The sequence below is a fragment of the Streptomyces sp. NBRC 110028 genome, from assembly GCF_001417735.1.
Classification (GTDB): domain Bacteria; phylum Actinomycetota; class Actinomycetes; order Streptomycetales; family Streptomycetaceae; genus Streptomyces.
This window is the reverse complement of the sequence record NZ_BBUZ01000032.1, coordinates 132,650-158,559: the sequence shown is the minus strand read 5'-3', so window position 1 is coordinate 158,559 and position 25,910 is coordinate 132,650. Positions and strand designations below refer to the sequence as shown.

23 protein-coding genes and 1 pseudogene are annotated in these 25,910 nt (G+C 71.7%); 5 read left to right on the top strand and 19 right to left on the bottom strand.

Going from position 1 to position 25,910, the window contains the following annotated elements:
- Positions 1–67 precede the first annotated feature (67 nt).
- Entirely contained in the window at positions 68–1,495 is a 1,428-nt protein-coding gene (dctA, locus tag ASC60_RS24975; RefSeq protein ID WP_055554656.1) for a C4-dicarboxylate transporter DctA, read from the bottom strand.
- Complete coding sequence (locus tag ASC60_RS24970) at positions 1,492–2,610, bottom strand: PrpF domain-containing protein (protein ID WP_055554654.1); 1,119 nt, start codon at positions 2,608–2,610, stop codon at positions 1,492–1,494. The genes dctA and ASC60_RS24970 overlap by 4 nt, the downstream gene beginning before the upstream one ends.
- A 131-nt stretch (positions 2,611–2,741) precedes the next feature.
- On the opposite strand from ASC60_RS24970, the gene ASC60_RS24965 reads away from it, so the two are divergent.
- Entirely contained in the window at positions 2,742–3,746 is a 1,005-nt protein-coding gene (locus tag ASC60_RS24965; protein ID WP_234357110.1) for a LysR family transcriptional regulator, read from the top strand.
- Here the strand turns inward: ASC60_RS24965 and ASC60_RS24960 are convergent.
- On the bottom strand, positions 3,650–5,440 hold the full coding sequence (locus ASC60_RS24960; RefSeq protein WP_055554652.1) for an amylo-alpha-1,6-glucosidase: 1,791 nt from the start codon (positions 5,438–5,440) through the stop codon (positions 3,650–3,652). The genes ASC60_RS24965 and ASC60_RS24960 overlap by 97 nt on opposite strands.
- Complete coding sequence (locus ASC60_RS24955) at positions 5,437–6,465, bottom strand: LacI family DNA-binding transcriptional regulator (protein WP_055554650.1); 1,029 nt, start codon at positions 6,463–6,465, stop codon at positions 5,437–5,439. The genes ASC60_RS24960 and ASC60_RS24955 overlap by 4 nt, the downstream gene beginning before the upstream one ends.
- Positions 6,466–6,736: 271 nt before the next feature.
- On the opposite strand from ASC60_RS24955, the gene ASC60_RS24950 reads away from it, so the two are divergent.
- A complete protein-coding gene (locus ASC60_RS24950; protein WP_055554648.1) occupies positions 6,737–9,379 on the top strand; it encodes a CBM35 domain-containing protein in 2,643 nt (880 codons plus the stop codon).
- On the opposite strand, the gene ASC60_RS24945 is transcribed toward ASC60_RS24950, so the two are convergent.
- The 8 genes from ASC60_RS24945 to ASC60_RS24910 all read right to left on the bottom strand — a co-directional run bounded on the left by ASC60_RS24945 (position 9,366) and on the right by ASC60_RS24910 (position 16,159).
- On the bottom strand, positions 9,366–10,421 hold the full coding sequence (locus ASC60_RS24945) for a LacI family DNA-binding transcriptional regulator (RefSeq protein WP_055554646.1): 1,056 nt from the start codon (positions 10,419–10,421) through the stop codon (positions 9,366–9,368). The genes ASC60_RS24950 and ASC60_RS24945 overlap by 14 nt on opposite strands.
- A 136-nt stretch (positions 10,422–10,557) precedes the next feature.
- Positions 10,558–11,943 (bottom strand): MFS transporter, encoded by a 1,386-nt coding sequence (locus ASC60_RS24940; protein WP_055554644.1) that lies wholly within the window; start codon positions 11,941–11,943, stop codon positions 10,558–10,560.
- Positions 11,944–12,112: 169 nt separating this feature from the next.
- Positions 12,113–13,033, bottom strand: a complete 921-nt coding sequence (locus ASC60_RS24935; protein WP_055554642.1) for a dihydrodipicolinate synthase family protein — start codon at positions 13,031–13,033, stop codon at positions 12,113–12,115.
- A gap of 173 nt (positions 13,034–13,206) precedes the next feature.
- Entirely contained in the window at positions 13,207–13,494 is a 288-nt protein-coding gene (locus tag ASC60_RS24930; protein WP_055554640.1) for a YiaA/YiaB family inner membrane protein, read from the bottom strand.
- Between the two features lie 59 nt (positions 13,495–13,553).
- A complete protein-coding gene (locus ASC60_RS24925) occupies positions 13,554–13,952 on the bottom strand; it encodes a VOC family protein (protein ID WP_055554639.1) in 399 nt (132 codons plus the stop codon).
- Positions 13,953–14,007: 55 nt separating this feature from the next.
- Positions 14,008–14,796, bottom strand: coding sequence for an ABC transporter permease (locus tag ASC60_RS24920; RefSeq protein WP_055554637.1), 789 nt, complete (start codon positions 14,794–14,796; stop codon positions 14,008–14,010).
- 65 nt (positions 14,797–14,861) lie between these two features.
- Positions 14,862–15,791 (bottom strand): M48 family metalloprotease, encoded by a 930-nt coding sequence (locus ASC60_RS24915; protein WP_055554635.1) that lies wholly within the window; start codon positions 15,789–15,791, stop codon positions 14,862–14,864.
- A complete protein-coding gene (locus ASC60_RS24910; protein WP_055554634.1) occupies positions 15,788–16,159 on the bottom strand; it encodes a BlaI/MecI/CopY family transcriptional regulator in 372 nt (123 codons plus the stop codon). Before ASC60_RS24910 ends, ASC60_RS24915 begins: the two co-directional genes overlap by 4 nt.
- Positions 16,160–16,272: 113 nt before the next feature.
- On the opposite strand from ASC60_RS24910, the gene ASC60_RS24905 reads away from it, so the two are divergent.
- The 3 genes from ASC60_RS24905 to ASC60_RS24895 all read left to right on the top strand — a co-directional run bounded on the left by ASC60_RS24905 (position 16,273) and on the right by ASC60_RS24895 (position 19,023).
- Positions 16,273–16,902 (top strand): phosphatase PAP2 family protein, encoded by a 630-nt coding sequence (locus ASC60_RS24905; RefSeq protein WP_055554631.1) that lies wholly within the window; start codon positions 16,273–16,275, stop codon positions 16,900–16,902.
- A 73-nt stretch (positions 16,903–16,975) separates the two neighbouring features.
- The gene (locus ASC60_RS24900; RefSeq protein ID WP_055554629.1) at positions 16,976–17,638 is read left to right on the top strand and encodes a response regulator transcription factor; all 663 of its coding nucleotides are present in this window, start codon (positions 16,976–16,978) and stop codon (positions 17,636–17,638) included.
- Positions 17,635–19,023, top strand: a complete 1,389-nt coding sequence (locus ASC60_RS24895; protein ID WP_055554627.1) for an ATP-binding protein — start codon at positions 17,635–17,637, stop codon at positions 19,021–19,023. The genes ASC60_RS24900 and ASC60_RS24895 overlap by 4 nt, the downstream gene beginning before the upstream one ends.
- On the opposite strand, the gene ASC60_RS24890 is transcribed toward ASC60_RS24895, so the two are convergent.
- The 7 genes and pseudogenes from ASC60_RS24890 to ASC60_RS24860 form a co-directional block, all read right to left on the bottom strand.
- Positions 19,004–19,834, bottom strand: coding sequence for a hypothetical protein (locus ASC60_RS24890; protein ID WP_055554625.1), 831 nt, complete (start codon positions 19,832–19,834; stop codon positions 19,004–19,006). The two genes, ASC60_RS24895 and ASC60_RS24890, sit on opposite strands and share 20 nt — an antisense overlap.
- Positions 19,835–19,906: 72 nt before the next feature.
- Positions 19,907–21,415 carry a hypothetical protein gene (locus ASC60_RS24885; protein ID WP_055554832.1) on the bottom strand — a complete coding sequence of 503 codons (1,509 nt, stop codon included), beginning with the start codon at positions 21,413–21,415 and terminating at the stop codon, positions 19,907–19,909.
- Positions 21,416–21,545: 130 nt separating this feature from the next.
- Positions 21,546–22,424: a hypothetical protein gene (locus ASC60_RS24880; protein ID WP_055554623.1), complete on the bottom strand. Its 879-nt coding sequence runs from the start codon at positions 22,422–22,424 to the stop codon at positions 21,546–21,548.
- A 215-nt stretch (positions 22,425–22,639) separates the two neighbouring features.
- Complete coding sequence (locus ASC60_RS24875; protein ID WP_055554621.1) at positions 22,640–23,011, bottom strand: hypothetical protein; 372 nt, start codon at positions 23,009–23,011, stop codon at positions 22,640–22,642.
- Between the two features lie 134 nt (positions 23,012–23,145).
- Positions 23,146–23,985 carry a hypothetical protein gene (locus ASC60_RS24870; protein ID WP_234357109.1) on the bottom strand — a complete coding sequence of 280 codons (840 nt, stop codon included), beginning with the start codon at positions 23,983–23,985 and terminating at the stop codon, positions 23,146–23,148.
- 141 nt (positions 23,986–24,126) lie between these two features.
- Positions 24,127–25,242 (bottom strand): annotated as a pseudogene (locus ASC60_RS24865) (beta-galactosidase); the annotation flags it as partial.
- Positions 25,243–25,398: 156 nt separating this feature from the next.
- On the bottom strand, positions 25,399–25,833 hold the full coding sequence (locus ASC60_RS24860; protein WP_055554617.1) for a DUF2267 domain-containing protein: 435 nt from the start codon (positions 25,831–25,833) through the stop codon (positions 25,399–25,401).
- Positions 25,834–25,910 lie beyond the last annotated feature (77 nt).

Sequence of the window (25,910 nt, the reverse complement as noted above, 5' to 3'; positions counted from 1 at the left end):
GCCGGCGCGGACGGCACAGCCGGCCCGGAGCAGAGGCTCCGGACCGGCTGTGCCGTGGGGATGTACGTCAGCCGGCGGCGGCCACGGGCTCACGATCCGTCCCGGCCGCCGGCTTCGGGTCGGGCTCCGCGGGCTTCTCACCCGGTGCGGGGGCGGCCTGCGGCTCGGGGGTGTGATCGGAAGCGGAGGTGTAGGGGATCTCGCCACGGAGGACGGCCTTGGCGCGGTCCTCGTCGAGCTGCCCCTCCCACTTGGCCACCGCCAGGGTGGCGACACCGTTGCCGACCACGCTGGTCAGGGCGCGGGCCTCGGACATGAAGCGGTCGACGCCGAAGATGAGCGCCAGCGCGGCGGCGGGTACGTGGGGAACCGCGCTGAGGGTGGCGGCCAGGGCGATGAAGCCGGAGCCGGTGACCCCGGCGGCGCCCTTGGAGGTGACCAGCATGACGGCGAGCATCGACAGCTGCTGGGTGAGGCTGAGGTCGATGCCGAGGGCCTGGCCGAGGAAGACCGAGCCCATGGTCAGGTAGATGGCGGTGCCGTCGAGATTGAAGGAGTACCCGGCGGGCAGCGTGATGCCGACGACCGGCTTGGAGGCGCCCGCGTGCTCCAGCTTGCCCATCATGCGCGGCAGCACCGGCTCGCTGGACGAGGTGCCCAGGACGATCAGCAGCTCTTCCCTGATGTAGCGGAGGAAGGGCAGCAGACGCAGTCCGTTGATCCGCATGACCGTGCCCAGGACGACCAGGACGAAGAACAGGGCGGTGAGCCAGAAGGAGCCGACCAGCAGGAAGAGGTGGCGCAGGGTGTCCAGCCCGTAGTTGCCGATGGTGAAGGCCATGGAGCCGAAGGCGCCGACCGGGGCCAGCCGCATGATCCAGCGGATGAGCGTGAACAGGACCTTGGACAGCTTCTCGATGCCCTGGGTGATCCCCTGACCCGCCTCGCCGGCGGCGTTCAGGCCGAAGCCGAACAGCACCGAGATCAGGAGGACCGGCAGGATCTCGTGACCGGTCAGCGCGCCGACCAGGGTGTCCGGAATCATGGCGAGCACGAACGCGGCGAAGCTCTCGTGGCTCGCGGTCGCCTCCGGCGGCAGCCCCTCGGTGGACAGGGTGGAGACGTCGACGTGCAGTCCGCTGCCGGGCTGGACGACGTTGACGACGATCAGCCCGATCACCATGGCGACGGTGGTCAGCACCTCGAAGTAGATCAGCGCCTTGAGGCTGACCCGGCCGACGGCGCGCGCGTTGCCCATGGAGGCGATGCCATGGACGACGGTACAGAAGATGATCGGCGCGATCATCATGCGCACCAGGGCGATGAAACCGTCGCCCAGGGGTTTCAGGTCGGCTCCGAACGCCGGCCACAGCCAGCCGACGGCGGCCCCGGCGAGGACACCGATCAGGCACTGCACATAGAGCAGGGACAGTAGCCGTCGGATACGGCGCGGTGGAGCGGTGCCGGTACCCGGCGCGGCGTCGTTGCGGCTCATGCGGGGCGTCCTTCCAGGACGGGAACGAGAAGTTCGGCTCGGGCGATGCGGCGGGCGGCACGGTGCAGCAGCACCGTGGGGGACGCGCCGCCCACCGCGGGGACGGCTTGGGCGGTGATGACACCTGCCGGGGTGCCCAGACGCAGCGTGCCGTCGGCGGTCTGCCGGGCGAGGCGGTGGGCGAGCGTGCCGGGGATGGCGGCCGCGGTGGCCAGGGCGACGGCCGAGGTGAGACCGATCGCCGGGTGGGGTGCGTGCATGGAGACCATGCGCACGGCCAGGTCGTACTCGTCCTGTGCGACCAGGGTGCCATGCGTGGTGCGGTACGGGGCAGGCTCCGCGACGACACCGACCTTCGGTACGGCGTGGCCGACGGGATCGCTCTCCTCGGCCAGCCCCATGGTCAGGGCGGCCCGGCGGCGCAGCACGGTGAGCGCGGGCACCGCGGCGGAGAACTCGGCCGGGGATTCGGTGCCGTCGAGGCCGAAGGCCTTGGCCTCGAACAAGGCGGCCGGGGCGCCGGCGTCGACCAGGGATACCTCGACCGGGCCGGTGGGCCCGGCCAGGGTGTCCAGGGCCCGGCCGGTCGGCAGGGCGCGCCCTGTGGCCGTACCCGCCGGGTCCTCGAAGCCGAGCAGGACCGGCACACCGAGCGCGGCAGTGCCCGGCACCGCGGCCGCGCCCTCGTCGGGGGCCGCGCCTCCGGGCGTGGGGATGGTGCCGCTGAGGCGCGCCCCGGTGTTGACGTTGAGCATCCGCACCGTGGTGGAGTCCGACGTGATCCGCACCAGGCCGTTGTGGACGGCGTACAGGGCGACGGCGGTGGCGCAGTTGCCGCAGTTGCTGGTCCACTCCACGTGCTCGTCACCGATGCCGACCTGCGCGAAGGCGTATTCGACGTCGATGTCCGGTTCGGGCGACGCCTCCACGATCGCGGCCTTGGAGGTGGTGGAGGAGGCACCGCCGACACCGTCGATCTGGCGGGGGTCGGCGGCGTTGTAGGCGGCGAGCAGCAAGGTGTCGGCATCCACACCGCTCGCCACCACATCGCGGCGGTCGAAGATCCAGCACTTGCTGGTTCCTCCGCGGATCATCTCGCCCTGCAGACGCAACACAACAGACTCCTCGTGGAAACCCCGACGGCCCTTCCGTGTGGGGTGTGATCCACAGTGGGCGCGGAGAGCGTGAAGTACAATCACGGAAATCTGCATGGCTATTAAGTTGAAGTTAATCCTGGAGGTGGACGATGCTTGATGTCCGGCGCATCCTGCTCTTCACCGAGGTCGCCCGCCGGGGCTCGGTCACCGCGACCGCGCGGGCTCTCAACTACACGCCGTCAGCGGTGTCCCAGCAGGTCAGCCGCCTGGAGGCGGAGGCCGGGCAGCCCTTGCTGCAGCGCCATGCGCGGGGTGTCACGCTCACCGACGCGGGACGCGCCCTGGCGATACGCGGGCAGCGGATCGAGCGGGAGCTGACGGCCGCGGAGAACGAGCTCGCCGACTTCGCGGGACTGCGTGCAGGCACCCTCCGCATCGGCACCTTCCCCACCGTGGGCGCTTCCCTCCTCCCCCGGGCCGTGATCGCCTTCCGGGAAGCGCACCCGGATGTCACTCTGACGGTGCGCAGCGCCCGCATCGCGGGTCTGTGGGCGATGCTGGAGAACCGGGAGATCGAGATGTCCCTGATGTGGGACTACGACTGGAACCGCATCGACCGCGAGGACATCGTCGTCACCCCGCTCGCCGACGACCCCCCGGCCCTCCTCGTCAGCAAGGACCATCCCCTCGCCGACCGTCCGATGGCCGCCCTCGCGGACTTCGCGGACGATCCCTGGATCACCCGCGCCGACCACCACCCGGTGGCCGAAGCTCTCGCCCGCAGTTGTCACACGGCCGGTTTCGAACCGCGGATCGCCTATGAGGCCCACGACTACCAGGAGGCCCAGGCCATGGTCGCCGCGGGCATCGGTGTCGCCCTCGCGCCCACCCTCGCGCTGGAAGGCATCCGGGGCGGCGTCGGCGTCCTGCCCCTGCAACCCCCCGCGCCCGTGCGCCGCATCCTCCTCGTCCGCATGAGCGACCACATCCTCACCCCCGCTGCCCAGTCCTTCGCGGGCTTCCTGCGGGACAGCGCGACGGCCGGTACGTCAGCGGGTCAGGGGCTCGACCCGGTCGCGGGGCGCCCCCCGGGTGGAGCGTCGGCGCCCTCGGTGGCGTGCCGGGACGCGTGGGCTTCGGCGAGGAGGAGGTAGCCGGCGGCCGTCCAGGTGTAGGCGCGGTCGCGCAGCCCGCTGCCTGTGAGGGCGTCGAAATTCTCGGCGAAGCCGTGGCTTTCGCACAGGGCCCGGAAGCGGGCGCTGATCTCGTCCGCGAGCCGGTGGTGGCCACCGCGCCGCAGTCCGTCCTCGACGAGGATGGTGGCGGGCGCCCAGATCGGGCCGCGCCAGTAGCCGTCCGGGCGGTAGTGGGGCGAGGTGGGATGCTCGGTGGCCAGCCCGTGGGGGGTCAGATGCGCCTCGATCCGGGTGGCCAGGGCGGTGGCGATGTCGGCGGGCAGGTGCTCGCCCAGCACGATCGGCATCAGGTCGAGCAGGCTGGAGCCGCTCCAGGTCTCGCCGCTCCCGGCGCCCCGGGCAAGGAACCGCTCCCCCGTCCAGAGTTCGCCGAGCATGGCCGCCTGGGTCTCCCGCGCGGTGCGTGTCCACTTCCGCGCGTCGTCGGGGTGGCCGAGTTCGGTGGCCAGGGCCGCGAGTTCACGCAGTTGCAGGACGAGGAACGCGGCGAGGTCGGCGGTGACGACGACGCGTTCGCGGTCGAAGGTGGTGGCGTTGTCCCAGCCGCTGTCGTTGCCGTGCTGGTAGTGGGGCAGTGCGGTGCCGGGCGTGCGGCGCGCGGTGAGCCAGAAGTTCGTCCAGCGCCGCAACCTGGCGTAGATCGCGGCGAGTCCGGCGCGGTCCGGGGGTTCGGGGAGACGTCTGCGCAGGTGGCCCAGGGCCCAGCCGTGGATGGGTGGTTTGACGAAGTTGCGCAGGACCTCCGAGTGGGTCACCGAGTCGGGCAGGGCCCCGCTCTCGTCCTGGTGGTCGAAGGGCAGCGAGAACTGGTCCCAGGCCAGCGCGGGCGCTCCGGGTGCCAGGGCGAGGGCGTTGAAGCAGTGGTCCCAGCTCCAGACCTTGTCCATCCAGTGCTTGGACATCAGCACGGCGGGTCGCGTGACGAAACCCGCCGGGGCGACCGTCGCCGACCACAGGACGTACGCGGCGAGTTCGGCGGCCGGGGTGCGGGAGGAGCGCCAGGGCGCCACCGCGTCGGCGAATGCCGCGAAGCTGTGTTCCGCCGCGGCCACCACCTCGCCGAACGTCGCCCCGGCGGTGCAGGGGCCGCGTGCGGTGTCCAGCTCTTCGATGGCGGCCTCCCAGGTTTCGCCGGGACGCGCGCAGATCGCGAGGCCGCGATCGGCGGTGCTCAGGGCCTGGTCGCCGGTGACACCGCGTACGTCGCCCGCCAGGACGGTGACCCGGTAGCGGCGGCCGGTCTCGTACGAGGTGAAGACATACGCCCCGTCCACCGGGTCACGGTAGAAGTAGGAACCCGTGAACGGGGTCAGCCGCTGTGCCGCCGCGGTGACGCGCAGCCCCGGCCCGTCTCCGCGCAGGCGTACGGTGTCCGGTGACGCGTAGGCGAGGCCGATCGCCCCGCCCTCGGGAGTCGTCCAGCTGAGGAGGCCGGGTGTCGCCGTGACCCGGGTCGCGATCCGCTCGCGGGCCGTCGGATCGAGGGGGACGAGGCGCAGGACGGCGTGCATGCCGTTCTGGTGGGACACCAGGTGAAGGTCGTCGGCGCGGGTCTTCTCCGCCAGCACCGGGGAGATGCCGAACCAGGATCCGTAGGTGCTGAACGGGATGTCGTGTACGGAGAAGGCCGGGCCGGGCCGCGCTTCGGTCATGCGTCGCGACTCGTCTCGTGCCGGGCGGGCCCGGTGCTGGCCCGCAGGGAGACCGGCGGCGCCAGCAGGTGGTGGCGAGGAGCCGCGCCGGGCCGGCCGAACCGCTCGACAAGCAGTTCGACGGCGAGGCGCCCCATCCGCTCCGCCGGCACGTCCGCCGCGGTGAGCTGCGGGGTCATCGTCTCCGCCCACCGACTGGCCACCACCCCGGTGACGGAGAAATCGCGCGGCACATGGCGGCCCGCCACGGCCAGGCCACGGTAAAGGCCGCCCAGCGCGGCCTCGTTGAGCGTGACCAGCGCGGTGGTGGCCGGATCGTCGCGCAGGATCCGCTCCAGGCACGCCTGCCCGGAGGGAGCGTCGTCGCCGCAGCAGTACGTCCGCACACCGAGGCCGCGCTCGGCGGCGGCCTGGGTGAAGCCGTCCAGCCCGCGGTGCGCGGACTCGTACCCCGCGCGCAGCAGGTGTTCGGGCCGGTTCACCAGGGCGATCCTGCGGTGGCCCAGGTCGGCGAGGTGACGCACACAGGCCGCCGCCAGCGCGGTGTGGTCCAGGCCGACCCACCAGTGGCCGTCCGGGTGCGCGGTGCGGCCGATGCAGATGGCGGGGAAGTCCTCGGCTGCGAGGTGGTCGATCCGGTCGTCCCGGAGCCTGATCTCCATCAGGATCACGCCGTCGACCCGCCGCTCGGCCAGCAGCCGCTGGAACGAACGGTCGCTGTCCACGCCGCTCGGCGAGAGCAGGACGTCGTAGTCGTAGGCAGCGGCGGCCTCCACCACGCTGCCGATGAAGTCCAGTTGCATGCCGGTGTAGTGATTGCCGGCCGGAGGGAAGACCAGGCCGATCGTGCTGGTCCGGCCGTTGGCCAGGGCGCGCGCACTCGCGTTGGGGCGGTATCCCAGTTCGTCGATGACCCGCTGGATCTTTTGCCGGGTTTCGTCCGACACCGAGCGCTTGCCGCTCAGGGCGTAGGAGACGGTGCTGCGCGAGACACCGGCCCGCTTGGCGATCTCCCCGATGTTCACGGCGCCCCTTCGCCGACCCGGTCCGGAAGCGGACCGGTTGTCGAATCGGTTCGCATAAAGGGACGTTAGGACCGGCTGTCCGTCGCCGTCAATCCCCGCGCACACTTCGAGAACCCGCACTTCGATCCGCGCCGGAGGTATTGCTGGCTGTTTTCAGGCGGTGCTAGCTTCCGTCGAACCGGTTCGCATCGTGGATGAGATGGATCACCCGACGGAGACCTCCATGCGACGCAGACACAGCAGAAGCAGAGCAACCGCCGGCGCCGCGGCCATGACCGCCCTCGCCGCCCTGCTCGCCGTACCCACCGCGGGCACCGCCCGCGCGGCGGAGCCGGAGCGCCTCACGATCGACCTCGCCACGGACACCGGCGCCTTCCACGGCGGTGCCTCCGGCTCGCTGTACGGGATCTACGGCGATGGCGTGCCGAGCCGTAACGTCGTCGAGGGGATGCACGTCCGTACGGTCTCGACGAAGGCGCAGGACGGCCCCCAGCATCCGGGGGCGGACGCGCTGGAGATCCTTCCGCCGTTCGTGGACTCCGGCGGCAAGGACGTCTACATCTACATGACCGACATCTACCGCGGCTTCCCCTACCAGTGGCCGGGGGCGGACGGCCCCGCGCGGCTCGCCGACTTCGAGGCGAAGATCAAGAAGCAGGTCGAACAGGTCCTGACCATGGGCGGTTACCAGGACCACGTCGTCTACGTGCCCTTCAACGAGCCCGAGGGCAACATGTTCGGCTCGGGCGAGTGGAGCTACAACAAGGTCTCCTGGCTGGATGACCCGCAGTACTACTTCGCGGCCTGGAAGAAGGTCTACCGCCTCATCAAGGGCCTCGACCCGCGGGCCCGCATCGCCGGTCCGAACACCAGCGTGCTCTACGACCAGGTCAAGGGCTTCCTGCGGTACGCCAAGGCCAACGACGTGGTCCCGGACGTGATGACCTGGCACGAGCTGTCCTCGCCCGCCGCGGTCCGCACGAGCGTGGCCGCGTACCGGCAGATGGAGAGGGAGGCCGGGATCGGCCCGCTGCCGATCAACGTCAACGAGTACGGCCACAACTACCACCTCTCGGTGCCCGGCCAGGTCGTCCAGTGGGTGTCCGCCATCGAGGAGTCCAAGATCGACGCCGACCTGGCGTACTGGAACATCGACGGCAACCTCAACGACTCCGCCGTCGAGGCCAACAGGGGCAACGGGCAATGGTGGCTGTTCAACGCCTACGGCCAGATGTCCGGTCACACCGTGAAGGTGACGGCTCCCCACGCCAACCAGCAGTACACCCTCCAGGGGGTCGCCACGCTCGACTCCGCCAAGAAGCAGTCCCGGGCGCTCTTCGGCGGCAAGAGCGGTGACGCCGACGTCGTGTTCGAGAACGTCGATCCCGAGCTGTTCGGCACGACCGTGCGGGCCACCGTGCAGGAGATCCCCTGGAGCGGTCAGGTCGGCGACTCGGCCCAGCCGATCCGGCTGGCGGACCAGGAAATCACGGTCGGCGCGGACGGTAACGTGACCCTGCCGATGAGCGGGATGAACGAGATGTCGGCGTACCAGGTCATCCTCTCCCCCGGCGGCAACGGCGGAGTACCGGCCGAACCCTCGGTGAGCTGGCGCACGACGTACGAGGCCGAGAACGCCACGTACACCGGCGGCGGCTACTCCAGGAACGGCCCCGAGGGCACGCCCTCGAACGTCGGCGGGTTCGCGACCTCCGGCGCCTACGACGTGGGAGGCCTGCGCACCGGATCCGACGGCGTGCTCGCCTTCGACGTGGAGGTCCCGCGGGACGGCACGTACGACCTGAGCGTGTTCGCCAACTCCCACAACCTCCACGAACGGGTGAAGGAGCAGGGTCCGACCAATGTCTTCCTGCGCGTCGACGGCAAGGATCCGCGGGAGCTGCGGATGCCGCTCGGCTACAAGTGGGTGGTCTGGGGCCACACCGACACCACGGTGAGGCTCACCGCCGGGAAACACCGGATCACTCTCGCCGCCGAGGACCCGCGACTGGGCGTCACCAAGGGCGACGTCATCATCGACAAGTTGGACCTGTCCCTGCGCGACCGGAAGGTGACCGCGCCCGCGGTCTACGAGGCCGAGTACGCGGCCCTGGAGGGAGCGAGGCCGGACTACACCCGGCCCGGCGCCTCGGGTCCCGGCACGGTGCCGCTGAGCAGGGGTGCTTCCGCGAGCTTCTGGGTCTACTCCCGCGCCGACGGCGAGTCGACCGTATCCGTCGACCACCTCGGCGGCGGCCGGGCGGCGCTGTCGCTGGGCGGCGAGAAGCTGGAGGTGCCCACGGTCGGCGGGTCCGAGAAGGGCACGGACCATGTCCGGGTCTTCCTCTCCGGTGGCATCAACAAGATCACCCTCACCGGTGCCTCGCGCGAACTGCTCCTCGACCGGCTGCGGGTCACGCCGGCCCGCGGCGCCCCGGCGACCGCGGTGTACCAGGCGGAGGACGGCACGCTGACGGGCGCCGCGAAGGTGACCGACACCCATACCTTCGCCACCGGTGGAAAGGCGGTCACCGATGTCGGCGACGGCAAGGCCAACGCGCTCTCACTCGACGTCGTCGCCGGGCGGTCCGGACGGCACGCGATGACCATCCGCTACTCCAACGGCGAACAGGCGCCCGCCACCCACTACAACCCCGACCCGATCGCGCGCCACGCCGACGTCTCGGTGAACGGCGGGGCGGCCCGCCGAGTGCTCTTCCCGACCACCTTCCACTTCAACGACTTCCGGGAACTGACCGTCCCCGTCACCCTGAAGAAGGGCACGAACCGGATCACCTTCACCGCGGAGGAACTGCCGGACTTCAACGGCGACACCTACAACCAGCACGGCCAGCGGTCCCCGTACGCCCCGGTCATCGACCAGATCGCCGTCACACCGCTCACACGGGAGTAGCCCGCGCGCGGACCGTGGTGCGGCGCGGGATGAGCGTGGGGGCGAAGGTGCGGGTGCCGGCGGGGGTACCGGCGATGCGGTCGATGAGCTGGTCGACGGCCGCGGCGGCGATGGTGCCGAAGGGGACGCGGACGGTGGTCAGCGGCAGTGCGAGCCGGGAGGCCAGGGGGATGTCGTTGTACCCGACGACGGACAGGTCCTCGGGCACGCGCAGGCCCGCGCGCTGGACGGCGGCGAGCACGCCGATGGCCGTGTTGTCGTTGACCGCGAACACCGCGGTGGGCCGGGGGGCGAGGCCGAGCAGCCGCCGGCCCGCGTCCTCGCCGCTCTCCATGCTGAACGTGGAGGGCAGGATCAGCTCCTCCTCGAGCGGGAGGCCCGCCTCGCGCAGGGCGTCCTCGTACCCGGCGCGCCGCCCGAGGGCGCTGGAGGCGTAGCCCGGTCCGGCGATCAGGGCGATGCGCTGGTGGCCGAGGTCGATGAGGTGGCGGGTGGCGAGGTAGCCGCCGAGGCGGTCGTCGCCCACCGCGGCCGCGCTGTCCCCGTACGTCCGCAGGGCCAGCACATACGGGATGCCCTTGTGGGCGAGGTCCTGGCAGAAGCCGCCGTCGGTGCGGGCGGTGGTGAGCACCAGGCCGTCGACGCGGCGCTGGAGGAGGACCTCGCCGTTCTCCCGTTCGCGGCCGGGGTCGTCGTGGGTGGTGGCGACGAGCGTGTGGTAGCCGCGGTTGAGGCCGGCGGAGGCGATCTCCTCGTAGAGCATCGCCATCACGGTGTCGGTGAGGCGGGGCACCAGCACACCGATGGTGTTGGTCTGCCGGCGGCGCAGGTTGGCCGCCACGGGGTTGGGCGCGTAACCGATCTCGGCGGCGACCTCGCGGATCCGTGCGGCGGACGGGCTGCGGTAGAAGCGGTGCTCACGGTTGAGGGCGCGTGAGACCGTCGATGGACTGACTCCGGCGGCCCGGGCCACGTCGGCGATGGTCGGCGGCTTGCTTTCCCCTGCCGGAGTCGTCGATCCACCGTTGTCCGGCCCGTTCATGGTCCCGTGTCCCCTTCCGTCGGCCCGCTTCGGCAAAAGAAGCCTACCGTTCGCGCAACAGATAAGGGAATCGATTGCACATCCGTCTCGTCCCGCCCGCGGGAGCAGGGGCGCCGGCGGACGGGACGAGCGGTGGTCAGGGTGAGAGTTCCTCCAGGACCCTGCCCCTGGTCTCGACCGCGAAGACCGTCGTGACCAGGCCACCGATGAGTGCCACGGCGGCGAAGGCGCTGAAGACGTAGCGAACGCCCAGGTCGGCGACGATCCAGCCCACCATGACCGGGCCGAGGGACGAGCCCGCCCTGAGCCAGGCGCTGCCGAAGCCGGTGCCGATCGCGCGGAGCCGGGTGGGGTAGAGCTCGGCGGAGTAGAGGTAGAGCGAGAAGGAGATCGTCTGCAGGATCGCGTAGGCGATCGGGGCGAGGATCACGACCTGGGTGGCCGTCGTGGCGCCCAGCGCCGTGAGGAGCAGGAGCGGAATGGTGGCGGCCAGGAACGCGGCGGAGTACCAGCGCTTGCGGCCGACCTTGTCGATCAGCAGGGCGCAGATGACCGAGGCGACGACGCCGGCGCCGGAGGTGATCCATCCGTAGGCGAGGCTGGTTTCCAGCGGAAGGTGGAACACCTGCTTGTAGAGGGTGGGCAGCCAGGTCACCAGGCCGTTGTTGACCATGTAGACGCAGATCCACAGGACCCAGATCATCAGGGTCCGCTTGCGGTAGACGCCGGTGAACAGCTCCCGCCAGCCGGACCGGGCCGTGGCCGTGGCGGCGAGCGGACGGACCCTCGGCTCGGGCAGCGGCAGACCCTGCCCGGCCGCGTCCTTCTCCAGCTTCGCCACCACCGCCTCGGCCTCCTCGAAGCGGCCCTTGGAGGCGAGCCAGCGCGGGGATTCGGGCATCAGCCGGCGCAGCGGGATGGCCAGCACCGACGGGACGATGCCGACGACGAACAGGGCCTTCCAGCCGAACATCGGCACCAGGAAGTATCCGGCGATGCCGGCGAACATCAGACCGGCCGGGAAGATGACCTCGTACAGGAGGAAGAAGCGGCCCCGCTTGCGGGCGCCGATGAACTCGTTGATGTAGGCGCTGGCCACCGGCACCTCACCGCCGGTGCCGATGCCCTGCACAAAGCGGAACACCATCATGGACGTGCCGCTCCACGCGAACAGGCAGGCGATGTCCATGGAGGCGAAGAGCACGAGGGTGATGAGCAGCGTGGGCAGGCGGCCGACCTTCTCCGCCAGCGCTCCGAAGACCAGCGCTCCGACGAGCTGGCCCACGTAGCCGGCGGACAGGATGAGGCCGACCTGGGCGGATCCCAGGTGCCATGCGTCCACCAGTTGCGGCATCGCGAACGCGATGGCCAGGACGGTGTAGGCGTCGAAGAAGGTGGCGCTGCCGACGATCACGCGGATCAGCATCAGCCGGCGGGTGACGGGAAGCCGCTCGAGGCGGGCGACGAGGGCGGCGTGGGAAGCCCTCGCCGTTGCCTCATCGGCAACCGAAGTGGTGGTCATGTCGTTCGTTCCTCGCCATTGCGGTGGGAGGTGGTGCCGGCCGGTCCGGAGGGGAACACGCGGCGGCGGGCGGGACGCGGGATGGGCGGACTGCGCTGCCGATCCTGCCTGACCCGGCAGGCGGGAGAGACTGCCGGGTCCTCATGTCGTGCTTCTCGGCGGGCGCCGCTCAGACGAGCCCCGCCTGCTTGAGGGCGAGCTCGATCTCCGCGGCGGCACCATCGGACAGCGGCCGCAGCGGCTGGCGGACGGTGGCGTCCTCGAGGACGCCGCGGGCGACCAGGCCGAGCTTGAGCGCGACGGTGCCCTCCATGTGTGAGCCGCGGTGGTAGACCGCCTTGGTCACCGGCAGCAGCCGGTCGTGGATCTCCCGCGCCGTGGGGTAGTCCTTCGCCTTACCGGCGGCGATGAACTCCACCAGCGGCTCGGGCGCCAGACCGCCGTAGCCCACCAGGGCGCCGTCCACGTCGAACATGGTGTGCAGCAGGTATTCGTCGTGGCAGGTCAGGATCTGCAGATCCGGGAACCGCTCGCGCAGCACCGGGATCTCGGTGTCCCAGCGGCGCATGTTGCGCACGCCGTTCTTGGTCGCGACGACGCCGGGCTGGGCCGCGATGTCCAGCTGCGTCTGAAGGTCGTAGGTGGCCTTGGTGGCGTCCGGGTACTGGAAGAGGATGCACTGCAGGCCGGACTCCTCGTGGATGGCCCGGTAGCGCTCCTGCGGCGCGCCGGGCTGGAACCCGAAGCGCAGCCAGCCGTGCGAGGGGTAGACCAGGGCGCCGACAGCGCCGGCGTCGGCCGCCCGGCGGGCCTCCAGCGCCGCGGTCTTCGTGCCCTCACCGGTGATGCCCGCGATGATCGGGACCCGGCCGTCCACCGCCTCGACGAGCGTGCCGATGAGTGCCACCTGCTCCTCCGCGGTGAGGTACGTGCCCTCACCGGCGTGCCCGAGGCAGACCAGCCCCTTGACCCCCTCGACGGACACCAGCCAGCGGGCCAGGCCGGCATTGGCCGTGTGGTCGACCTCGCCGTCGGCCGTGAACGCGGTGACCGGGGCGGGGACGAGACCGCGCAGATCCATGGGATTCATGAGACACACTCCTGTGCAATCGATGACGGCATCGATTGCACAACCGTGCCGTGGGGCACGTCAAGAGGTGTGGCGGAAGAAAAGTCCGGTGTGGTTCCCTCAACCGGCCATGGACCTGACCAGCGGGATCCCCAGGAGTGGGGGGCTGGGAACGGGTTTACAGCTTCACAGCTTCACAGCTTTTCGAAGGGATCGTGCTCGGCGAGCAGCTTCTCCACACGCGCCTGGTCGACCCGGCTGACGATCTGCCCGGCCTCCTGCCGGTCCCGGATCACCTTGGCGAGGGTGAAGGCGGACGTCACCAGGTAGAGGACCGCGATGGCCAGGAAGCCGCGCACCCAGGCGTCGGCGTTCAGCTGGAAGATGCCGATGGCGGTGGCCGCCATCGCGACGGCGAAGGAGGCGATCGCCTGGCCGTGGAACGCGGCCGTGCTCTGCTGTTTGACCGGTGTCTCACTCATGCGGACAAGGATCGGGGGGCCTGACCGGCTCCGTATCCGCTCGGATACTCAGGACGTACTCAGATCCGGCGCGGATCCCCCAGGGGCTGGATCCGGGCGTGCAGGAGGCAGAATTCGTTGCCTTCCGGGTCGGCCAGGACGTGCCAGTTCTCGGTGCCGGTCTGGCCGACGTCGGCGGGCCTGGCGCCGAGAGCGAGCAGCCGCTCCAGCTCGGCGTCCTGGTCGCGGTCGGTGGCGTTGACGTCGATGTGCAGCCGGAGCTTGCCGGGCCGCGGGTCGCCGCTGGGGCTGAGGACGAGGGTGGGCTGCGGGCCGCCGAAGCCGACGGGCGGGCCGATCTCGATGCTTCCGTCGTCCTCCCGGCCGAGTTCGACGTAGCCCAGGACCTCGCTCCAGAACGCGGCGAGCCGGTCGGGATCGGCGCAGTCGATGACCAGCTCACTGATGCGGCATGCCATGCCGGTCAGTGTACGAAGACCACGAGCCGGGGTGCCATCGGAATATGCGGCGCCCTCACCTGCGATGGTCCTTGGGGCGGTGCAGGTGGCCACGGGCGATGAGTTCAACGGTGCAGGCGACGGCCACCGCCTGGATCGCCATCAGGGCGACGAGGACGAACAGTTGGACCGCTCCCGCGGCGACGGGACTGGCGCCGCCCAGCAGCATGCCGACGAAGGCGCCCGGGAGCGTCACCAGGCCAACGGTGCGCGTCTGGTCGAGACCTGGCAGCAGGGCGTCCGACGCGGCCGGGCGCGCGATCTCCATGCGGGCGTCCCGGTCCGACATCCCCACGGCCAGCCCTGCCTCGAACTCGCCGTACCGCAGGTTGAGTTCGTCCAGCGCCCGCCGGCCCGACAGCACGGTCGCGGTCAGCGCCCCGCCGATGAAGATCCCGGTCACCGGAATCAGCACGATGCCCTTCGGCGGTACCAGGCCGCTCAGCAGCAGCACGCTCACGACCGGCAGCACGCTCAAGCCGATGGGCCACAGCGTCACCCACCACGATCCGTCCGTGGTCAGGCGCCGCCCGGCGGTCCGCACCGCCACGCCCAGCATCACGACCAGGAAGGCCACCGTCGCGAGGGGCGAGCGCACCACCCACGCGATGATCGTGGAGACGACGGCCAGCTGGAGCGCGGCACGCACCCCGGCCAGCAGGACCTGCCGGGCCCGGTGCGTGCGCGCGTCCGGCGACAGGCGGAAGAGGGCGACGGCTCCGGTCGCGGCCAGGAGGAGCAGGACGAGCAGCACGGCCAGCGTGGTGTTGACCGGCAGAAGAGAGGAGGCTGCGCTCGGACGCATCGTGCGGCCGCCTTCCAAGTGAACGAGCTGTGCGAGGGAATCCGCGGCCGGCTGGTCAGCGGCTGTCAGCGGCTCTCCTCCCCTTGGGCGACTTCGACGTCGTGATGGAAGGCGAGCACATCGGTCGTCGCGGCGCCTGCCGACAGGAGCGCGCAGACGGCCAGGAGCAGGGCGGCGCCGCGCCTGACCGGGGCCGGTCGCCCCCCGGGCGCCAGGAGCGCGGCGACGCGCCGCGGGACCGGGCCGGCGGCCGCCGCGGCCGCGAAGTCCGGGCGGGCGGAAGGCGAGGCATGACCGGCCAGCGCGGCCCGGGCGATGGCCCTGGCCGTGAGGTGCCGGTCGCCGACGGCCCCGGCGGCGGCCTCGTCGGCGGCGCGTTCGGCGGCGAGCCGGATGTCGGCGCGCAGCCCGCGCAGGGCGGGGTGGCAGTGGGCGGCGAGTTCGGCGGCGGCGAGGAAGTAGTGGTGGCCGGCCCGGTTGTGGGCGCGCTCATGGGCGAAGAGCGCCTCGCGCTCGGCCGGGTCGAGGCTGCGCAGCATGGCGGTGGTGACGACGATGCGCTGCGGGCGGCCGGGCAGCGCGTACGCGTCCGGGTGGGGCGAGTCGATGACGCACAGGTCCCCCGCGGCGGGGCGGCTTTCGGCCTGGCTACGGGCGGTGCGGAAGGTGCGGGCCTGACGGAGGGCCGAACGTCCGAGGGTCCAGACGCAGACGGTGAGCGCGCCGGTGGCCAGCGCGGCCGCGGGCAGGACGAGCAGGCCGGAGGGGGTGCGCAGGGGGTGGACCAGCTCGCCGAGCGCCGCGAACGGGGGGAACGTGAGCAGTCCGGTCAGCACCAGGGCGCCCAGGGCGGCCACGCACGCGCCGGCCAGCAGCAGGGCGGAGGCGGTCAGCACCCACAGCGCGGTGACCGGGTCCAGGCGGGCGAGGGTGTGCCGGGCCGACGGCGGTGCCGCGAAGGGCAGCAGCAGGGGGACCAGCAGCAGGGCGCTCACCGCTCCTCCGCTTCCAGCAGCCGGCGCAGCACCTGCTCGTCGTCGGCGCTGAGCTGGGCGACGAACCGGGCCAGGACCGTCTCCCGGTCGGTGTCCCGCGCCAGTTCCCCGTGCATGCGCCGGGCGGTGAGCCCGGGGGCGTCCTGGACGGGGAAGTACGCGTAGCCGCGGCCCTGCCGCTCGCGGCCGACCACGCCCTTGTCGTGCAGGCGGGACAGGATCGTCGTCACCGTCGTACGCGCCAGGCCGACGCCGAGTTCGAGCTGCACGCGGCCGGGGGTGAGCGGCGCGTCAGCGGCCCACAGGGCGGCCATGACGGCGGCTTCCAGCTCGCCCGCCGGGCGCCGTTCGTCCTTCTCGTCGGTCATGGGAACGATCCTCACCCCGCCATCGTCTACAGTTCAGTAGACCGTCTACAGGATTGTAGTCACTCGGGTGCCGTTTCGGCGCCCGTCCGTCCAGTATGAGAGGGCCCGCGCCGATGGCAGCACCCCCCTTCGCCGAAGCATCACAGCTCGCGGTCGACGGCTCGTCCCTCGACGCGTCGGCCTACACGGCCGTCGTGGACCTGTCGCATCGCGCCCCCGGCTGGCTGGACGGCGCGATCTCCGCGTGGTCGGCCTACGGGCTCGTGGTGTTCGCCGTGCTCATGGTGCTGGGCTGGTGGCGGGCGCGCCGCGCCGGGGCCGGGGCCGCGTTGACGGCCCTGGCGGTGCCGGTGGCCGCCGTGCTGGCGTATGCCGTGGACTCGGTGCTGAAGCTGGTGGTGCGCGAGGACCGGCCCTGCCGGAGCCTGCACATGAGCACGCTGGAGGCGTGCCCCGCGCCGGGCGACTGGTCCTTCCCCAGCAACCACGTGGCCATCGCCGCCGCGGCCGCGGTCGCCCTGTTCTTCGTCTCCCGCCGGCTCGGCGCTCTCGCCGCCGTGGCCACCGTCGCGATGGCGGCGTCCCGGGTCTGGATCGGTGTCCACTATCCGCACGACGTGGTGGCCGGTGCCGTGGTCGGCACGCTCGTGGCGCTGGGCGCGCAGGGTGCGCTCAAGCGGTCCTCCCATGCCCTGGCCCGGCGGATCGCGGCCACCCGGCTGCGGCCGCTGCTGATGCCGTGAAGCGCTGCCGGTGGCCGCCCACACGGTTCATCACGGAAACCACGGCTCGCGGACGAAGGAGCGAGGGAGGACCATGCGCCACAGGATCCTGGTCGTCGAGGACGATCACGCCCTGCGTGACGTACTGCTGCGCGGGCTGCGGGAGGAAGACTTCGACCCGGTGCCGGCCCCCGACGGCGCCACCGCCCTGCGCCTGGCCTTCGGCGACATCACCGCGGCCGTGATCGACGTCGGGCTGCCCGACGCGGACGGGCGGGACGTGTGCCAGGCGATGCGGGCAGGCGGGTTCCTCTCCCCCGTCGTCTTCCTGACCGCCCGTCACAAACTCGCCGACCGGTTGTCCGGGTTCTCCGCCGGGGGCGACGACTATCTGCCCAAGCCGTTCCACCTCGCCGAACTCGCCGCCCGGCTGCGCGCCGCGCTCAAGCGCGCCGGGCCCGGCCCCGCGGCCGGCGCCGGGGACCTGGTCCTCGACCCCGTCCGGCACAGCGCCACCGTCGGTGGCGCGCAGGTGGACCTGACCCCGACGGAGTTCCGTCTACTGGCCACCCTCATCGCGGCCTCCGGCGGCATCGTGCGCCGGCGTGAGCTGGTCCGGGCGGGCTGGCCCGAGGGCGCGCAGGTCAGTGACAACACCCTCGACCAGTACATGACCCGGCTGCGCCGCAAACTGGGTGCGGTCCGCAGTGAGCTGACGATCAGCACCGCCCGCGGGATCGGGCACCGGCTGTCATGACCACCGTGCTTACCCGGCTCGCGCCGCGCACCTTGCGCGGCCGCCTCTCCCTGGTCGCCCTGACCACCGCCGCGCTGCTGATGACACTCCTGACCGTGGTGTTCAACACCGCGGTCCGCCACCACCTCCAGCGCCAGGCGGACGACGAGCTGCGCACCCGGGCGGCCGCCGTCGCCACGACCGTCGACACGAGCGGCCCGAGGGTGCGGGTCCTCGAAGCCTCCGACGACGGGCTCCTCGACGCGAACGTGTGGATCTACGCGGGCACCCGGTTGCTCGAACAGCCGCCGTCACCCGCCGCTTCGCTCACCCGCGCCACCGGACGGCTCGTCGCCCGCGGCGGGCGTGACTGCGCCACCGTCGCCGCCGCGGGCCACGGGTCCGGGGGCATAAGGCTCTGTGCCCGGCCCGTGCGCGGCGGCGGCAAGCCGGCCACGGTGGTCACGGCCCTCGACCTGGCCCCGTACGACAGTTCGGCGGACACGCTGCTCCTTGGTTCACTCGCCCTGGACGCGGCGATGCTCGGCTGCACCTACGTCCTCACCCGGCTGGCGGTGGGCCGCGCGCTGCGTCCCGTACGCACCATGACCGACCAGGCCACCCAGCGGAGCACGGTCGCCTCCGAGGAGCGCTTCGGCGCGGTGCGGCTGCCGAGCGAACTCGCCCGCCTGGGCGCCTCCCTGGACACACTCCTGGACCGCATCCGCGCGGTGCTGCGCCACGAGCGGCAGCTCACCGGGGAACTCTCGCACGAACTGCGCACCCCGCTCAGCCGGATCGTCGCCGAACTGGACTGGTGGCAGACCCGTCCGCGCTCCGCCGCCGAGACCCACGCCACCCACCAGGTCATCGCCGACGCCGCGCGGTCCATGCTGACGATCTGCGAGACCCTCCTGGATGACGCCCGCGGCGGCACGTCCACCGCGGGCACGGCCGAGGTCCGGCCCGTACTGCGCCAACTCCTCGAACGCCTCGACGTCCCCGCACATGTGACGATCGATCTCGCCGATCACCGCGCCCACCAGGGAGGCGACACCGCCGGGGGCCTGGAAGCCGGAATCCCGCCGGCCCTTCTCGAACGCATCGTGAGCCCCCTGCTCGCCAACGCCCTCCGGTATGCCCGGTCCAGCGTGGTCGTGCGCACGGCCCGCGAATCCGGCAGCGTACGCATCGACGTCACCGACGACGGGCCCGGCGTACCGAGGCCGTTCGCCGGGCAGCTCTTCGCGCCGGGCCGGCGGGCCGATCCCGGTGACGGACACGGCGGAGCGGGTCTGGGGCTGCCGCTCGCACGGCGTCTGGCCCGCGCGGCCGGTGGCGAGGTGTCCTACGACAGCGGGCACGCGCCCGGGGCGAGGTTCATCGTCAGCCTGCCGACCGGCTGACCCGGGTCTCGATGACATCCTTGCGTGTCATCGCCAGATACACCACCAGGCCGAGGATGACCGCGAGGAACAGCACACTGGTGACCACGGTGCCAAGGCCCAGTCCTCCGCTCCCGGACGGCTGGGAGAGGTAGTCGCCCACCGAGGCGCCGAGCGGGCGGGTGAGCACGTACGCGATCCAGAAGCTCCCCACCGCGTTCAGGCCGAGCGCGAGGTGTGCCACCGCGACGGCGGCGATCGCCAGGGCGAACAGCGCCGCGGACACCCAGTAGCCCAGGTCCATGCGCTCGGCGACCAGGTCGCCGGCGGCGGTGCCGAGGGCGAAGGTGAACAGCACCGCGAGCCAGTAGAAGGACTCGCGGCTCATGGAGTCGATGCCGTGGATGGACAGGGTCCGCTCCCGGCGGTACCAGACGGCGAACACGATCGCGAGGACGACCGCGAACACCGTGGTGCTCGTGGTCAGCGGTACGCCCATGTTGTCCGTGAGGTTGTCACTGATCAGCGTGCCGACGATGCTGATCAGGGCCACGGCGAGCCAGTACACGCCCGGGCGGTAGGCCGAGGTGCGGAACTGGACGACGAGCACGACCGCCAGCAACGCGCTCATCAGCAGCGACACACCGGTCAGGCCCAAGCCCAGCTTCTCGTTCAGCATGTCGGCCGCGGTCTCGCCCACCGTCGTGCACAACACCTTGATGACCCAGAAGTACACGGTGACTTCGGGCACCTTGTTCAGGCGGAGGCGGTGACCGGGCGGGGCGGCGGCGGGGTTGTGGACCGTGGAGGTCTCGGAAGTCTCGGATGTCATAGACCCGACCGTGTCACCGCATACCTGAACGTTTCCTGACCGGTGCGCGGCGCGGCCGTCGCGCCCACGGGCTCATCCGGGTACGCCCTTGCGCGCGGCCGGGTCCACATAGAGGCGCAGCCCGCCGAACGCATGGAGGGGCCAGCCCAGGGCGTACGCCGGTGGCTCGCCGTGCGCCGTGGCGAGGGCGGCCACCGGCGTCCGGCGCGCGGTCCGCAGGAGGTGAGCCCGGGTGGTGTCGGCGTTGTGGCCCCGGGTCTGCGCGGAGGAACAGCCGGCGTAGAAGGCGATCGGGATGGCGTCGTGTCCCGTCAGGAGGCACGGCGGGCGTACGCCGAGGTGGTGCAGCTCGGCCGCGGTACGGGCCCACTCGCGGTGGGTGGCGGTGGTGCGGTCCACGGCGTGGTCCAGCACCGCGAACTGCACGGCCAGGTGCCCGGCGAGACCGAGCGCCACGAAGGCCACGGCCACCGGGCGCCAGGCCCGGCTGGAGGCGGTGACCAGGTGGACGAGGGCGTCGGCGGCGGGTATCGCGAGCAGCGCGTAGGCAGGGAGCAGGAAGCGGGGCGCGGCGTACCCGATCATGAACAGGTAGGGGATCGCCGCCGTCGTGGCGCAGGCCAGCGGCACGAGGGTGGCCGCGGCGCGCCGGGCCTTCACCGCGACCACGAGCCCGGCCACCACCACCAGGGGAAGGGCGTACCACCACGCGGTGACCGCCGCACTCGGCATCGGCCCGGTGCACGGGCGGCACAGGGCGCGCCCGCCGAGACTCCGCAGCTGGTCACCGATGGCGATGTGCCAGCCGAGGCCGCCTTGGATGCGAGAGCCGTCGGACAGGCGCTGCAAGGGGCCGCCGTATCTGACGTATGCCTCGACGATCCACTCCGCCGCCCCGGCCGCCAGCCCGGCGCCGAGTGCGAGCGGCAGCCGGATGTGCCACCCCCGGCGTCGTACGCCCACCGAGAGGGCGAGCAGTGGCAGGCTCACCCAGACCGCGTCCGTGGGCCGCATCCACGCCATCAGCGCGGCGTTCGCGGCCACGCCCCACAGCGCGGCCCGGTCGAGGCGGTCGGCCCGCGCGCGCAGGAAACAGCCCACGCCCGCCAGGGCCCCGACCGCGACCCAGTAGTTGGGCATGGCCTGCGGGCCGTAGAACAGGGTCACCCAGAGCGTCGCGAACAGGGCGCCCGCCAGGGCCAGTACGCGCGGGGGGAACAGTCCGCGCCACACGCGCAGCGCGAGGAACAGCGCCAGTCCGGACAGCAGCGCCAGATAGCCCCGCAGCAGTGCCGTGGACGACGACCACTCGGCGATCGGCGCGACCAGCAGCGAGATCCCACGGGCGCGCGGCGCGCTGAAGAACGCCGCCGGGGCGTGTCCGCTGACCTGGCTGACGTAGACCGCCTCGTCCCAGCCGAGGCCCATCCCCGGCCGCACCAGGACCAGTTGCGCGAGCGTGAAGGCGCCCGCCACGAGGGCGAGCCAGTACTGGCCTTCGGCGCGCCGCGATGTCCGGGCGGCCGACGGTGAGGTGCGGCGCTCGGTACCGGCGAGCGGGATGTTCACGGTCCCGGTCATCATCCGCCCTTCGTTCCTCCTGGCTGCGGGGTCGGAAAAGCCTACGGGGCGCGGGGTGAGAGCCGGATGCGGAGAAGGCATGAAAGCGGTAAGAAAACGAGTGAAGCGGCCTCCGCCGCTCCGGCAGCCCTCAGGAGACGCCCGTCAGGGTCGTGTCCTGGGCGGCGGCGGTACGGCGTTCCCGACCATGGGCGCAGCCCATGAGGCCGACCAGGACCATGAGCAGCACGGCCGACGAGCCGGCTGTGCCGAGGTCGAGGCCGCCCTTGGCGATCGGCTTGGTGAGGAAGTCGCCGGCGGTGGCCCCGAGGGGGCGGGTGAGTACGAAGGCGATCCAGAACAGCACCACATTCGGTACGGCGGGCACCCGCATCAGGGCGACGAGTACGGCGAGCACTCCGGTGACGAGCAGGGCGCCGCCCGCGTAACCGAGTCCGGAGCTGTCGGAGAGGAAGTCGCCCATCGAGGTGCCGAGCGTGTTCGATACGAGGATCGCCGCCCAGAAGAGGGCTTCGGCGCGGAAGGTGACGATGTCGCGGATGGCGAAGGTCAGGCCGGTGCACTTCCAGACGACGAAGATGACGACCAGCAGCGACATCAGGATGACGGCCCCCGCCGGGTAGCCCAGCCCCAGGCCCTGGGGCCCCCAGCCGAGTGATGTCGCGCCATCGGTGAGGAACGTGGCGCTGGCGTCCCGGTTCATGAAGTCGGACATCGTGGTGCCCGCCATGCTCGTGGACAGGATGACGGTCCAGTAGCAGAAGGGGTGGTACCGCCGGGACCGGAGCTGGACCGCCAGCGTGATCACGAAGATCAGGAACAGTGCGATGGTGGTCAGGAAGTAGCCGATTTTGAGGGTCTGGGCGAAAAGGTCACCGGCCGTCTCGCCGAGCGTGGTCGCGGCGACCTTCATGACCCAGAAGGCAAGCGTGACCTCCGGCAGCTTCCGCGGCACGTACCTGTCGGTGCCGGCGACGTCGATGTCGGTGAGGACTTCGGGCTCGGGCAATGTCGGTCCCTCCGGGGCGTCGGCGTACGGCGGGTACGAGACACACCGCGCACAGCGATGGCCTCGCCCACGGTCCGACGCTCCCAGCCGACGCCTGAACGCATCCTGAACGCCGCAGATCCGCAAGGGCGTTCGGGCCGGAAGGGTGCCCCGGCCGCTCACCTGCGGCGAGCGCGTCCCGGACGGATGCGTGCGGTCTGCCCGGAGGTCTCAGCTCACGCGGCCAGCGTCTGGGCCACCGCCGCCGCGGGCACGCGCGCCACCGGGATGCGCACCGGCGTGACCGGCGAACGGGCGGGCCACACGCGGTAGGTGGTCTTGGCCGGGTCCACCAGGGCATCACCGAGGATGATCCGTCCCTCGGCGTACAGCCTGTCGCATTCGGGGGTGGGCAGGGCGACGTAGCACCCTCCCCTGTTGGTGGCGGAGTCGTACGGCTGCCAGTAGCCGTACCGGCGCCGTCCGTTCGCGTGCACGGTGAGGAACACCGGAGTACGGGAGTCGGACATGACGCGGAGAACGCCGGCGCCGGCCACGTCGAAGGGAGCCTCGGATCGGGAGCGGGACTGGTAGAGGGCGGGGGACATCAGGATCGCCTTTCCGAGGGGCCGGGGCTCAAGATCATCCACCCAATTAAAGCAGCGATATGATCTCGCGTACACAACTTCCGCTCGAGCAAAAGGGCTTGGGCGCTCCCCCGCCCCGACCCGTGCGTGGGGTGTCAGCCGTCCGTGGACCGGACGGTGCTCATGATCTTCTTGATCTCGGCGGCTGTCAGCGCGTTCGGCACTCCCTGGTCCGCGTAGATCACCCAGCCGTGCATGGTCCCGTCGGGGAGCTTTTGGGCGATGCTGTGCACGATCGCCTTCGGCGGGACGCAGGAGCTGGGCCGGTGGGTGACGGTGACCTCGGCGGTCGCGGTGTAACCGTCGAGGCCCCCCTGCTCGATCGGCTTGGCCTGGCTGACCTTGATCTTGGGCTTGTGGTCCTCGCCGCCGTACGCGGCGAAGCCCCAGTTGCCCGCCCAGTTACGAGCGTTTTCCTGGAGGGAGCCGTCCTTGCCACCGCCCGTGGTGCCGACGGTGGCGAGCTGACCCTTGCCCGCCTCGCCGATGGCCTTCGGATTGGGGCTCGACCCGCAGCCGCCCTCACGGTAGTTGGCGGTTCCGGTCATGACGACGATCGGCTGACCGCTCTTGTCCGTGTAGGACAGGGCCGTGCCCTCCTCGATCACCTTCCACTTGGCGGCCTTGGCGGGCACGTCGTAGCGGAAGTGGTGCTTCTGCGCGGTCTGCGTCTGCCATCCGGGGACCGACGGCTGATCGCCCGACGGGCTCGCCGGGCCGGAGGACGCGGACGACCCCGCCGAGGGCGCCTTCGACCCCGCGGCGTCGGCGCTCTTGTCCGTGGCCTTGCCGGTGTCGTCGTTGCATCCGCTCACAGCGACGACGGCCATGCCGATGCCGACGGCCGCGACCAGGGTCTTCTTCATGCGGCGGGACGGTGTCCGGGCGGACTGACGGTACGGGGCGACACGCTCGCTGATCTTTGGCTGAGACATGATCGGAACTCTAAGCGCACCGCCCCGCCGCCCATCCCCCGGGTGGACGCTCACCACAAGACGGGTACCACTTCGTGACACACCACATGAGACCGATACACGCGGCGGTCCTCGGGCCGGGCGGCGGCGGTGCACCTCGGGTCAGCGGTCCAGGAGCACCCGGGCGTCCCAGGGCCGCAGCATCAGCTCCTCCCCGACCCCGTGGTCCGTACCGTCGAGTGCGTCCCGGGCCGCCGCGGGGAGCCGGATCGGCACCTCGTCCCAGGACCAGTTGTGCACGAAACGCACCCTGCGGCCGTCGGGGGCGGTGGCACCCGTGCAGGTGACGCTCTCCTGGGCGAACCTCCAGCCGCCCTCCCGCTCCGGGACGGCCCACCGGAACAGCGACCTGGCCAGGACCGGGTCCGGCACGGTGCCCACGTACGTCACCCTGCCGTCACCATGGGGATGGGTGGTGACGGCGGGCCAGCGGCCGAAGTGCGGGTGGTCGTACCCGGCCAGGACCTGCGCGCCGTCGGTCTGGAGGCCGTCCACCCAGCGGGTGGCGGCCGCCCCGGCCGGCAGGGTGAGCGGGGAATCGGCAGCGGGGCGGACCGGCACGTCCTCGGCGAGGTTGCTGAACTCGTCGTACCGGGCTCCGGCCGCCCTGGCGAGGCGCCCGGGCATGACGTCGGTGCGGGCCCTGGCACACGGGTCGCCGTAGCCGGTGCGCGGGCCGAGCACGAGGTGGCCGCCCGCGGCGGCGTAGTCGCAGAGCCAGTCCAGCGTCGTGTCGTCCGCGCTGTACAGGCCCGGTACGACCAGGACCGGGTGCCGCTCGGCGGCTTCGCGCGCGCCTGTGTCGGCGAGGCGGTCGGCGTGCAGGATGCGGACCTGAAGCCCGGCGTCGAACGCGCCCCGGTAGAAGGGGTCGAACAGTCCCTGGTAGGAGCGCCGGTCCGGGCCGCCGTCCGGCCCGGCCAGCGGCGGCTGGAACGCCAGCGCCCACTTGCTCGCGGAGGAGTAGATCATCGTCACATCCGCGTCCGGTGTCAGCCCGGCCACCAGGTCGCCCGCGGTTTCGAGCTCCTGGCCGATGCGGGCGATCTCCCGGTAGACGCGCCCGGGACGGCCGCTGTGCGGCAGCACGCCGCCCCAGTAGGTCTCCGTGCCGAAGTGCAGCGTGTGCCAGTGCCAGTACTCGATCATCCGCGCCCCGCGCGAGACCAGCGCCCAGGCCGCCTGGCGCCATTGTCCGTCGTAGGCGGGTCGGTTGTCCGTGGCCCGCCTCCGTCATCAGGACCAGTATCGAACACATGACGATCCCCATCGTCACCGACGGCGCGTCGGTGGCCGCCGCGGCCGCGAACGCCGCCGGAGCCGAGGGCGGACACGCGATCGTCGCCCTGGCCACCGAGGAGCCCGGCGCGGGCGTCAGGCCGCGCGCGTCAGCTCGATCCGGCCGAACAGGAGGGCGTAGCCGGAGGCGAGCTGGGCGAGGATGCGGTCCATCAGGTCGTCTCCCGCGAGGTGTGCGACGACTCTGAGGACGGAGCCGGTGTCCCAGCGCGCGGTGGCGGGGGTGCCGCCCAGCCGGGTGGCGAGGTCCTTGACGAAGCCCCAGCCCGTGAGGGGTTCGCGGTCGGGGATCTGGTCGGCGAGGATCCGGGCCGCCTCCACGGGCAGACGGGCGGCGAGGTCGACCCGCTCGTCGCCGGTGAGCTGCCGGCCCAGGCCGGTCAGCACGGCGCGCACGACCGTCTCGGCCCGCTCCCGAGTGGGGTACGCCCCTTCGTAGCGAACTTTCTCCAGCATCTGGTCGAACGTCATGTCCGCGGTGACCGGGGCGTATTCGAACTGGACCGGCATGGCTGGCTGGGTCGCCTTTCTCGTCATGCTTGCTCGTCGTGTGGGAGTGACGCGAGTGATCGCGAAGGGCGGGGCGG

Bases quoted from the DNA above. Each gene is read 5' to 3' on its own strand.
- dctA (WP_055554656.1), bottom strand. From the start codon at position 1,495: ATGAGCCGCAACGACGCCGCGCCGGGTACCGGCACCGCTCCACCGCGC.
- ASC60_RS24965 (WP_234357110.1), top strand. From the start codon at position 2,742: ATGCTTGATGTCCGGCGCATCCTGCTCTTCACCGAGGTCGCCCGCCGG.
- ASC60_RS24960 (WP_055554652.1), bottom strand. From the start codon at position 5,440: ATGACCGAAGCGCGGCCCGGCCCGGCCTTCTCCGTACACGACATCCCG.
- ASC60_RS24950 (WP_055554648.1), top strand. From the start codon at position 6,737: ATGACCGCCCTCGCCGCCCTGCTCGCCGTACCCACCGCGGGCACCGCC.
- ASC60_RS24945 (WP_055554646.1), bottom strand. From the start codon at position 10,421: ATGAACGGGCCGGACAACGGTGGATCGACGACTCCGGCAGGGGAAAGC.
- ASC60_RS24940 (WP_055554644.1), bottom strand. From the start codon at position 11,943: ATGACCACCACTTCGGTTGCCGATGAGGCAACGGCGAGGGCTTCCCAC.
- ASC60_RS24935 (WP_055554642.1), bottom strand. From the start codon at position 13,033: ATGAATCCCATGGATCTGCGCGGTCTCGTCCCCGCCCCGGTCACCGCG.
- ASC60_RS24930 (WP_055554640.1), bottom strand. From the start codon at position 13,494: ATGAGTGAGACACCGGTCAAACAGCAGAGCACGGCCGCGTTCCACGGC.
- ASC60_RS24925 (WP_055554639.1), bottom strand. From the start codon at position 13,952: ATGGCATGCCGCATCAGTGAGCTGGTCATCGACTGCGCCGATCCCGAC.
- ASC60_RS24920 (WP_055554637.1), bottom strand. From the start codon at position 14,796: ATGCGTCCGAGCGCAGCCTCCTCTCTTCTGCCGGTCAACACCACGCTG.
- ASC60_RS24910 (WP_055554634.1), bottom strand. From the start codon at position 16,159: ATGACCGACGAGAAGGACGAACGGCGCCCGGCGGGCGAGCTGGAAGCC.
- ASC60_RS24905 (WP_055554631.1), top strand. From the start codon at position 16,273: ATGGCAGCACCCCCCTTCGCCGAAGCATCACAGCTCGCGGTCGACGGC.
- ASC60_RS24900 (WP_055554629.1), top strand. From the start codon at position 16,976: ATGCGCCACAGGATCCTGGTCGTCGAGGACGATCACGCCCTGCGTGAC.
- ASC60_RS24895 (WP_055554627.1), top strand. From the start codon at position 17,635: ATGACCACCGTGCTTACCCGGCTCGCGCCGCGCACCTTGCGCGGCCGC.
- ASC60_RS24890 (WP_055554625.1), bottom strand. From the start codon at position 19,834: ATGACATCCGAGACTTCCGAGACCTCCACGGTCCACAACCCCGCCGCC.
- ASC60_RS24885 (WP_055554832.1), bottom strand. From the start codon at position 21,415: ATGACCGGGACCGTGAACATCCCGCTCGCCGGTACCGAGCGCCGCACC.
- ASC60_RS24875 (WP_055554621.1), bottom strand. From the start codon at position 23,011: ATGTCCCCCGCCCTCTACCAGTCCCGCTCCCGATCCGAGGCTCCCTTC.
- ASC60_RS24870 (WP_234357109.1), bottom strand. From the start codon at position 23,985: ATGTCTCAGCCAAAGATCAGCGAGCGTGTCGCCCCGTACCGTCAGTCC.
- ASC60_RS24860 (WP_055554617.1), bottom strand. From the start codon at position 25,833: ATGCCGGTCCAGTTCGAATACGCCCCGGTCACCGCGGACATGACGTTC.